This is a genomic window from Candidatus Neomarinimicrobiota bacterium (assembly GCA_036476315.1).
Classification (GTDB): Bacteria; Fidelibacterota; Marinisomatia; order Marinisomatales; family S15-B10; genus JAZGBI01.
Genome location: JAZGBI010000092.1, coordinates 1 through 9,961, shown reverse-complemented (window position 1 = coordinate 9,961; position 9,961 = coordinate 1). Strand labels below are relative to the sequence as shown.

General features: G+C 47.0%; 5 protein-coding genes and 1 riboswitch. All 5 genes read right to left on the bottom strand.

The window, feature by feature from the left end; all coding sequences use genetic code 11:
* Positions 1–134: 134 nt before the first annotated feature.
* Positions 135–1,637 (bottom strand): T9SS type A sorting domain-containing protein, encoded by a 1,503-nt coding sequence (locus tag V3U24_09235; protein ID MEE9167621.1) that lies wholly within the window; start codon positions 1,635–1,637, stop codon positions 135–137.
* A 133-nt stretch (positions 1,638–1,770) separates the two neighbouring features.
* Positions 1,771–3,207: a tail fiber domain-containing protein gene (locus V3U24_09230; GenBank protein ID MEE9167620.1), complete on the bottom strand. Its 1,437-nt coding sequence runs from the start codon at positions 3,205–3,207 to the stop codon at positions 1,771–1,773.
* Positions 3,208–3,512: 305 nt separating this feature from the next.
* Positions 3,513–4,229, bottom strand: coding sequence for a T9SS type A sorting domain-containing protein (locus V3U24_09225; protein MEE9167619.1), 717 nt, complete (start codon positions 4,227–4,229; stop codon positions 3,513–3,515).
* 60 nt (positions 4,230–4,289) lie between these two features.
* Positions 4,290–6,938: an Ig-like domain-containing protein gene (locus V3U24_09220; GenBank protein MEE9167618.1), complete on the bottom strand. Its 2,649-nt coding sequence runs from the start codon at positions 6,936–6,938 to the stop codon at positions 4,290–4,292.
* Between the two features lie 506 nt (positions 6,939–7,444).
* Positions 7,445–7,543, bottom strand: a riboswitch (TPP riboswitch).
* A 239-nt stretch (positions 7,544–7,782) separates the two neighbouring features.
* Complete coding sequence (locus V3U24_09215; GenBank protein ID MEE9167617.1) at positions 7,783–9,549, bottom strand: FlgD immunoglobulin-like domain containing protein; 1,767 nt, start codon at positions 9,547–9,549, stop codon at positions 7,783–7,785.
* Positions 9,550–9,961: the final 412 nt, after the last annotated feature.

The window sequence follows — 9,961 nt, the reverse complement described above, 5'->3', positions numbered from 1 at the left end:
TAAAGAAATTACTTCGACTGAACAGCGGGAGTCTGAGAGAAAACAGAAAACGCCCTCAAACCGAAGACGGTTCTGATAGTCTGTTTCTCATTTCCCTCCGCTGGCATTACCCAGTTCAGGTTGTAAGTATAAACTCATCTCAACAAAATCATCTTGCGGGTCTGGGTGAAATCGCCAGCTTGGATACGGTAGAGGTAAACGCCAGCACTGACAGGATCCCCGAAATCATCCGTACCATCCCACACGACTGACTTATATCCGGGTTCTTCCATACCCTGAATTAGAATCCTGACTTGCCTGCCGAGGATGTCGTAAATGGTCAACGTTACTTCGCTTCCCTCCGGCAGATCATAGCGAAAGGCTGTGACCGGATTGAAGGGGTTAGGGTAGTTCCGGCCAAGATGAAAGTGTTCAGGAATTTCGTTCCTGTCACTATCAACAGCAGTAGCAATATCAATGGTTATCGGCAGGGACACAAAGTTGTCTTCTTCGTCAGATTCGTCAACCACATTCAATTCATCAACCAGCGACCCCAAGAAATAATTCCCCGGGTCTAAATCTTCAGGCACAGAGGCTCCTGAGTAGAGGGAAACCTCAACCGTCTCACCAGAGGCCACAAGATTGACAAATACCCGCCCACCTGTAAGGAGAACATCATCAGTTGTAATGGCGCCATCGTCAGAAATGTAGAAACCAACATTAAATGAATCTGCATCCGCTACACCATCATTTTGAATATGAAGTTCTATGAGGTCTCCTATTGCTTCCCCTACAAGTGCAACTTGAGGGCTGGAATAGGAGAAAACTTTAAGATTTGGAAGTTCAAGAAGCGTTTCGCTACCAGCCGTCCACCGGGAAAAGGAGTTAATATCGGAAAGGGTAACTGTATTGTCCGTGGTGTTAACAATACCCCCTTCCAGTGACCAGGTTGCTCCTTCATCCGTGGAACGGTAAAGAGATAGAGAGGATTCTGAGACACTGTTCAGTTCTGAATCATCGTAGTTGAGGACCAAGGTTGCATTCAGTCCTGAGTTGTTGGTTGGGGTGATGTCATAATAGCGCTCAATTCCGTAAGCATCATCCAAAGTCTGAACTCCATGCCCTCGATCGATGACCGTACTTCCCATATCCTCTGTCGTAGTAATCGACGCTCCCAGACCACCCACGTTCTCAGAGCTAATATTGTCGAGTGCCCGGGTTGTTGTTATACTGCCAGAAGTTCCCTTCACGGTGTTGCCGGGTGACTCATGGAGTGTGGCATTCGTACCTAAGGCGATAGTGTTCCCGTTCAAGTCCAAGTCTCCAGTTGTAAGAACCAGTGACTCGACCACGGTGACATTGTTATTTAGTCTCAAATCACCAGTTGACTTCTCAACCTTTAGCGTGTAAAAAGTTTCGCCGGAAGGATTGCTGATGCTTTGGTCAATGGCGCCGTCAAAAATGACGGTACCATCTCCATGAACGAATATACCGTCATTATTCCAATTTCCCGGTAGCGTGAAGATGCTGCCGCTGCTCATGGTGAACGTTGCACCGCTGGGGACTGTGATCCCCGTGGCCGTTACTGAGTGCGGAATAGACCACACCAAAATTGTTCCCCAGAGTAAGATTTCTACAAAAGTTTTTCTAACGCCCATTTCTACCTCTCACTTACTCTTATTGACTCTCGCACTCAACATCTTAATCCTCAATTCTCAAAATTATTCAGGGAGGACTCACCCCTCTTTCTTGAATCGACAAACTCATAGCTAACCTATTTGGTTTCTGCCGCTACTCTTTAAGCGCCAATTCATATTGGGATTCCATGGCCGTAACGGCTACTTTCAAATCCTCAATTTCTTCTTGTTGTTCCTTCATTCCTTCAATTAAAACCGCAACCAGACGAGCATAGTCCACAGACTTGGCGTCGATACCGTTTGCCTCATATGCTACAACTTCCGGTATTACCTCACCTACCTCCTCCGCAATGAGTCCAATGTCATGCTTACCGTCTGCTTTCCAATCAAAAGAGACCCCGCGCAGATGCTGGACTTTGTCCAGGGCTCCCTCAATGGGCTCAATGTTGGTTTTCCATCGCCTGGAACTGTAGGTCGTCCACGCGTCCGCGATTGGGTCTGTAGATGAGTTTTGGACTACGGTGAGAATGTTGTCAGGACTCGTCGTTCCGATGCCGACGTTACCGTTTGCTAAATCTGCAACTAATGTGTTTGCTCCTGTCCCTGACGGCCCTATCGAAACTTTGAAGTTAGGATAGTCAAAACCGATGAAGTTTCTAAATGTTGTCCCGTCATACCCATACAACCAAAGATCAGTGTCTGTACTTCTCTCAGAGAAAGAGAACATTGTGTTTGAAGCAGATACAGAACCGGGGCGTTTGAATAGTAACCCGTCAGTGTTTAATCCACTAGTGCTCTGTATGATGATTTGCCCTCTTACATCTAATTCTTGTTCAGGACTCGTCGTTCCGATGCCGACGTTGCCGTTTGTTCCAAATGTTACTGTCTCGTTCCATCCTGACCCTGAACCTGGATAAAATCGAATCCTACCATCCGCTGCAATCTGTACGGAACCACCAATCGTTCCCGTTGCCCCACCGATTTGCAGATTGTTCGCAGTGCTGAAATGAACCATAGTTCGTGCTGTTCCGTCTGTATCCTTCATTAGTATTGGCTGGCTGTTATCCAAGAGAATGCTTCCACCGCTAATCTGCAATTTTCGAACCGGCCTCGTTGTGCCGATGCCGACGTTGCCGTTCATTCCTAAAGCCGCGGTCCCGTCTGGTTTTCCGACAAGCGCACTCCGAAATGTTGTCCCATCATAGTGATAAAGATAAAGCCATCCTGGCTGCGAGGCATGTGCTTCGCCTCTCTTCATCAATGACCATGACGGATTGCCTCCGTCAGTCAGGAATCTTATAACAGAGACTTCTGATCCAGATTCTGTGGAAGCCGAGTTCTCACTCAAAACCTCGCTCCATCGTAATCTCCCAGCCACATCCAGCTTCACTCTCGGCGTCGTCGTGCCGATGCCGACGTTGCCGTCTCCCCTAACGGTGAAAATGGTATCGTTATCAGCATTTGTCACCGAAAAACCAGTGGTAGCATCTGTCTTCGGCACCTGTATTTCAACGTCCTGGCCAACGGCTGAACCGAGAGAACCATATAATGCCACCAAGACAGATAAAAAGAATAAGGATTGTTTCTTCATGACTCCTCCTTCGCCCTTTGTGGGTGTACTATGATGTAAAATGTGGATGAGATCATTGAACATTTTGTTGGAAAACCCCAGCACAGCTAAACTTACGAACCCCAATACCAAAAGCAACCACAGAAACAGAAGGCAACGGCCTTAAATCACGTTAGTAGCAAACTTAAAATGCGGTGAAAAGCAGAAATATGGAAACGGTTTCTGTGGATACAAGGGGAACGGAAAGGGTAGAGGCTCGTCGGTAAACTGGCGTCACAGCAACGGATTAACAATCCGTGGCCGGGGATCGGTGAAATTTCAGAAGGCTACTTGATCAGCAACATCTTACGGGTTTGCGTGAAATCGCCTGCTTGGATGCGGTACAGGTAAACTCCTGCACTCACCTGTTGGCCAAAGTCATTGGCTCCATCCCACACGACTGATTTGTATCCCGGTTCTTCCATAACCTGAACAAGAGTCCTGACCTGTCTACCCAAGATGTCAAAGATTGTGAGTTCAACATTTGCACGTTCAGGAAGATCATAGCGCAAGGTTGTGACTGGGTTGAAGGGGTTGGGGTAGTTAGCATGCAATTCAGGGGCGAGGGGTAATTCCCCCGGTACATGAACCGAGGCTTGGGCGTCCTGAATTGCAAAATCATCACTGGTATCGTCGTAGTCCGTTCCCTCATTATCCATGTAGATCCAGATTCGTGCCTGATCCGTCTCTAACTCAGGCACGGGCCATGAATAGGTGGTATAACCTGGGTCCAGATCCAAATCAATAACCACCCAATTTGCCCCGCCGTCGGGTGAGAAATAGAGATCAAAATTTTCCTGGTCATTATGCTCCATCGTAATGTGCCATTCTATCTTGACCTTTTCTCTGAAATAAAAGGTTTCACCACCCTTGGGATAAATGAGAGCTACGTGCCCCCAAACGGGGTTTGCCAGGACCAAAGATATCATGACACCAAGAATCGTTTCTCGTTTCTTGCCCATATCAATCGTCCCCATTATTTGATTCTTGAACAGAAATGCCACGGCCCCCCCGAACAATTGCCCGCCCTTCAAGTTACGGTGTCTTTTTGATCAAATATGCCCCTATTTCAACAGTAGCATCTTCTTCGTCTGTGTGTAATCTCCTGCTTTCATCTGATAAAGGTAAATCCCAGTCCCAACAGTTCTCCCGAACTCATCGGTCCCATCCCAAATAACTGACTTGTATCCTGCGTCTTGAATTGTATTCACAAGCGTTCCTATTTCTTTACCAAGAATGTCATGAATCGTTATGACAATACGAGATTTTTCCGGTAATTCATAACGGATCGATGTGACGGGATTGAAGGGGTTGGGATAATTCTCATGTAGGGCAAATGTCTCAGGGATTAGCTCAGATTCTTCAATGCTCACTTGGCTCCGATCAATGGTCAGTGTAAACGGCCCACCACTGGCTTCAGTTGTGGCCCAGCCGTCTGAGGCAACAATGGTCCACGTGCCTGCTGCAACCTCAATCCCCGCCTCGTACATATAGTACTTCACATGATGGTATGGGATCTTCCAGAGGTTTGTTGTCATATGACCACTTATCAAGAAGAAGTTGAGAAAGTCACCCGTGAGCGCAGGACTATACGTCACTGGGTCTCCATCAGCATCGTTAGCTTGATCCCACGCAAAGTAAAGAGTATCTACCCAACTGTTGTACCGCGTAATTACGATAGTTGTATCGTTGTAGGGAAACACCAAATCAAATGACTCGGGTGGATGGTTAGGTGTGGCGCTTACCTCGTTAGAAAAGTCACTCTCATTCCCCACATTGTCCAGAGCTGTTATGCGGTAATAATAGGTGGTTCCTTTATCCAATCCGGTATCTACGTAAAACGTATCGGGTGGAGAACCACCAATGATGCTATCAATGAGAGTAGCTGCAGGAGATGACGTACTACGATAGATATTGTATTTGTGCAGGTCGGATTCTGTATTGGGAATCCACTGGAGGGTGACCTGTCCGTTGCCGTGACTGATGGTCAAGTTTTGAGGATTGGCGGGGGCAGTTCCATCATAGATAATGCTGAGCTGAGTTGCTGCTGTATTCCCATTGCCAGCCGCATCCTGGGCGACGTCTGCCGCAATATCTACCGTCACTGTTCCATCCGTAGAAGGGCTTACATCAAATGTGTAAGTCGTACCAGAACCAGCGAAATTACTTGGTGTTCCATTCCCAATCGTCACATCACTCGCCACAAACCCTGTCACATTCTCACTAAAAGTCACTGTGATGGGTACGGGCGATGTGTTGGTGGGAGAAGACACACTCGAAGAAAGGGATACCGTAGGAGATGTTCCATCATAGGTAATGCTAAACTGAGTCGCCACAGTATTCCCGTTCCCAGCCGCATCCTGAGCCACATTTGCTGCAATGTCAATTGTCACTGTTCCATCCGCAGAAGGGCTTACATCAAATGTGTAAGTCGCACCAGAACCAGCGAAATTACTTGGTGTTCCATTCCCGATCGTCACATCACTCGCCACAAACCCTGTCACACTCTCACTAAACGTCACCGTGATGGGTATGGGTGAGGTATTAGTAGGAGAAGACGCGCTTGAGGAAATCGATAACGTGGGTCCAGCTATATCTGCCGTCGTAAAGTTCCAGTCGGTTGTGGAGCTGATGCCCGCATAACTGTTACCCGAGGGGTCATCAAAGGAAGTAGCATCAATCAGAACATAGTATTCGGTTTCACCAGCAAACGTTCCTGACGGATTAATCGTTATGGTGGTGGTGCCGGTTCCTGTCACCATCGTAGACGTGACATCTATGGTCTCAAATGCGGTGTTGTCTGAGGTCTTCTTAATTGTAATATTCTCCGTTTCTGCATCAACGTTCTCACTGAAGGTGATGATGGGGCTGACATCGACAGCCACACCGGTCGCGTCGTCAGTGGGGCTAAATGATGATATCGTGGGTGCCGTCACATCCGCGGTAGTCACATCCAACTTGGTGGGTGAACTCTGAAGATTAGGCGTGGTCTCATCGTCCTCCGCCACCACATAAACGTCGTAGGCAGTCTCAGAGGCTAAGCCAGTGATAGATGCACTCCCTTCTGTATTCGCAGTTAAGGCAAAACTCCCAGACTTAACCGCAGTGGCTCCACTGCTTCCGGTCCCCGCTTTCACCTCCGATGACGTGGGTGTTACAGCACCATCAGCCAAGACCACATAGTAAGCCTTCCCGCCCTCATTGATCTGCGCTTTTAGATCAAAGTTTGTACCACCTACATTCTCTGTCTTTGGATAGCCAGAACCAAACGTGGGTGCCGTCACATCTGCCATATTGTAATATACAGTACCGTTGAACTTCCTTGGTGCAAAGCTATCGCCAAAGGGATACTCCTTACCAGTACCCTCAAGTATCTGAATTTTGGAGTCCGATGCCAACACATTGCCGACACCCGTTCCATTTGTATAATTCATATTGGCCTCTGAAGCACCCCCGGTATTGGTAATGTAGAAACCATATGTTGAACCTGCGGGAATGGCCAAATTCAAAGTAATGGGAATATGAGTAGCTACATTGTCTCCGTTTGAGGTAATACCAGTTGCAGACCCTGAAAGTGTCCATGCTCCTGATGTAGTCTCAGAGCCAACATGTGTTCCGGCTTTATAGTAGATTCTGCAGTCAAAAGTACCCGCGTCCCAGTTGCTGTCAAAACAGATGATTGTAATACCATTGGTTGCTGTAATATCAAACATTATGCCGTCCTGACCATTATTTGTGCCATAAAGGGTGGTGAGTGAGTTACTGCTTGTGCACTGAGCATTGACTATTTGAATAAACGAAGTCGTTGGTAAAATACTTAGAGTGCAAATGACTTTGGCAAATAATCTCATTGACTTACTGATGATATTTGTCATTCGACAAGAAATCGAAAATGTCAGGAAAATGTGACCGGCATAAATGAGGCGCTGTACGAGCACTTCGACACTGTTGCGAACATCTTATGATGTCGAATGAATTAAGGCATCCCCGTCTTCATTGTGGATTTTGTCATGGACGCCAGAAGTGGTCGGAAAACCTCTGGAATCTACCTGCCCCATTATGTAGGTATTCCCGCTGCTATCTACAGTAATACTCCAGTCCGTGTCAGCATTGCTCCTGCCGCTAAAGGTGGAGTAGGAAGGAGCGGATCCTGTGCTGTTCATCTTCACCATGAAGACATCCTCACCACTATTACGACTTTCATCACAGGCCCTAAATGTTTGTCTGCTGTCTTCATTCCTACGCTGGCATTACCCAGTTCAGGTTCAAAGGGTTTAATCTCAGCTATCCCATGTGGGCAGCACCCCTTTTTTTGCTCAAATTCTTAATCAAAGATAATTGTCGAAGGAGGAATTGTCAATCAGGGAATTGAGGGGTTGTCAATCGGAGCAATTTCTGATTGTTTCTCTGTTTTTCTTGGAAAGGCCGATGAGAAGTCCAAAATATGGATACGTTTTATGGATACAACTTTTAGAAAATAGCCGTTTCTCGTCGGTGAGTTTTGATGCGGCAACGGACTAATAATCCGTGGCCGGGGATCAGTGAAATTTCAGAAGGCTACTTGATCAGCAACATCTTACGGGTTTGCGTGAAATCAGACGCCTCGATTCGATAGAGATACACGCCAGCACTCACCTGCTGACCCAGATCATTCGTTCCATCCCATACTACCGACTTGTAACCAGGTTCTTCAACACCCTGTACCAGAGTCCTGATCTGCCTCCCAAGGATGTCATAGATCGTGAGCGTAACATCAGCCCTCGCAGGAAGATCATACTTCAATGTTGTGACGGGATTGAAGGGGTTGGGGTATGCACTATAGAGCTCGAAACGAACGGGCATTTCGGTTCCTACCTCATTGTAAGTACCGACAGGATGTATGACCGCAACATCCATGACACGAGGCAGGTGATCAGAAGCGAGCTGCGTATCCTCCACCCGGAGCCCATAAGAAAGCAGATCCACCTCGTCCATAGCCAATGTGTTTAGGACAAAGTGCTTTCCTGAGTCAATAACGCTATCGGTGTATAGAATGTAGTCCAGCTTTCCCGGACTGAAAGAACTTGCGTCGTCCCGCCAGGTATATCCCATCCGAATATGAGTATGACGGGAAAAAAGATCTGTTAAGGAAGTTCCGTCCCAGTCGAGAGGAAAATCTTCTCCTCCATGGGTGGCTTCATCCGAAATATCACCATCTCGGAGCGTCTTGAGTTGCTGACGGTATCCCACAAGATTGAAATCCCCCAGGTGAACGAAAGGAGTTCCATCAGCGAGGGGAAAAGGTCCGTCGCCCTGTCTCCATTCCCGCATTACCTGGACGAACTCGTCCGCATCTGCCTGTCGAGATGAGTCATTGGTACAACAATTCAGATGGTTGTTGATTATCAGTAACTCGGACCCCAACTCTTGTTCAGTATCAAGTAGAACCGCATGTATTCGTTCGGAGGAAATCAAAGTGTCCTCTTGTAGAATGGGGTACTTGGACAGAACGATTAATTGCCCTCGATAGAGACCGCTCGAATACCAAGGCTTGTCAGGCAACCAATCGGACATCAATGAGTCCAGGGTGCCATCTTCATACTGCTCCTGAAACGCGATGATGTCCGGATCCAATGCCGTAAGAATCCGTTCAAAGCGTGGCTGTCTTTCTTCATCAAGCAGACCAGACCGATACGTATTGTACGTCACGATACGGATGTCGCCTTCATTATACCGCCACAGCGAAATAGGGTCGGGGGGATCTACAGATGTTGTATCAAATACATATTGGATACCACCAGTTTGATTTGGAAGAATATCACCGTTAGGATCAGATTCCTTGAAAAGAACAGACACGGTATCAACGGTCTGGATTCCATATAGTGACATGACCGAAGTATTCCGCCCAATAGCAATCTCAAATCTCTCCGAAGTAATGGTAGGAGGAGTCCTTAGGGTTAAATCATTCTGGTAGATTGTATCAGATCCCCCTGTAGTATGGTAGAATCCCTGCCGACATCCGAAACACCACTCCAGCTCGGCACCAATTCCGTGAATTGGCGTTCCGGTCTCAGAATTGTTGTCCGTGTCAATGTAGAGACGGATTTCGTTAGAATCCTGGATTAGATGTTCTCCGTCGTGAAAGCTTACGTTTAGGAAAAGGAAATTATTATCATTTGTTATGCTCAGTTCCGCAAAATCCTCAAGAAGATTGTCTCCGGTGGGATCGTAGGATGCTACAGAAATCTCAGACCAATCATCAAAGAGTCCATCCACAGTGATTGGGTGAGAAGCCCGGGATGTATTGATAGAGATTCCAAGAATTACTGCAATTGATTGCAACATTACCCTCCTATGTAGGATTTTGTAAGACTTTTTCATAAAAGCCTCCCTTTATGATGTTAAACTTTACTAACTCTTCTCTACGATAAAAACCTAATCAAGGAGATCTACAACACACTCAACTTAACAGAACAAAAAAACCGCTCCATCCGAAATCTCCCCCATTTTGATGTCAAATAGTATGATTAACCTGTGAGATTGGTTTAATCTCACGGTTTCTCCCTCACATTGGTATGAGGTATGGATGAGAAGTGGAAATGGCGAGAAACTGGGGATTTTTGGGTTCCTGGATGGAGTAGGTGGAAGGACTGACTTTTGCCCGGCTGGAAAGTTAGTTCCGGCGGAAATTAACGAGCCAAAACCATCTTGCGGGTCTGCGTGAAGTCGCCTGCCTGGATTTGGTACCCGTGTAAAG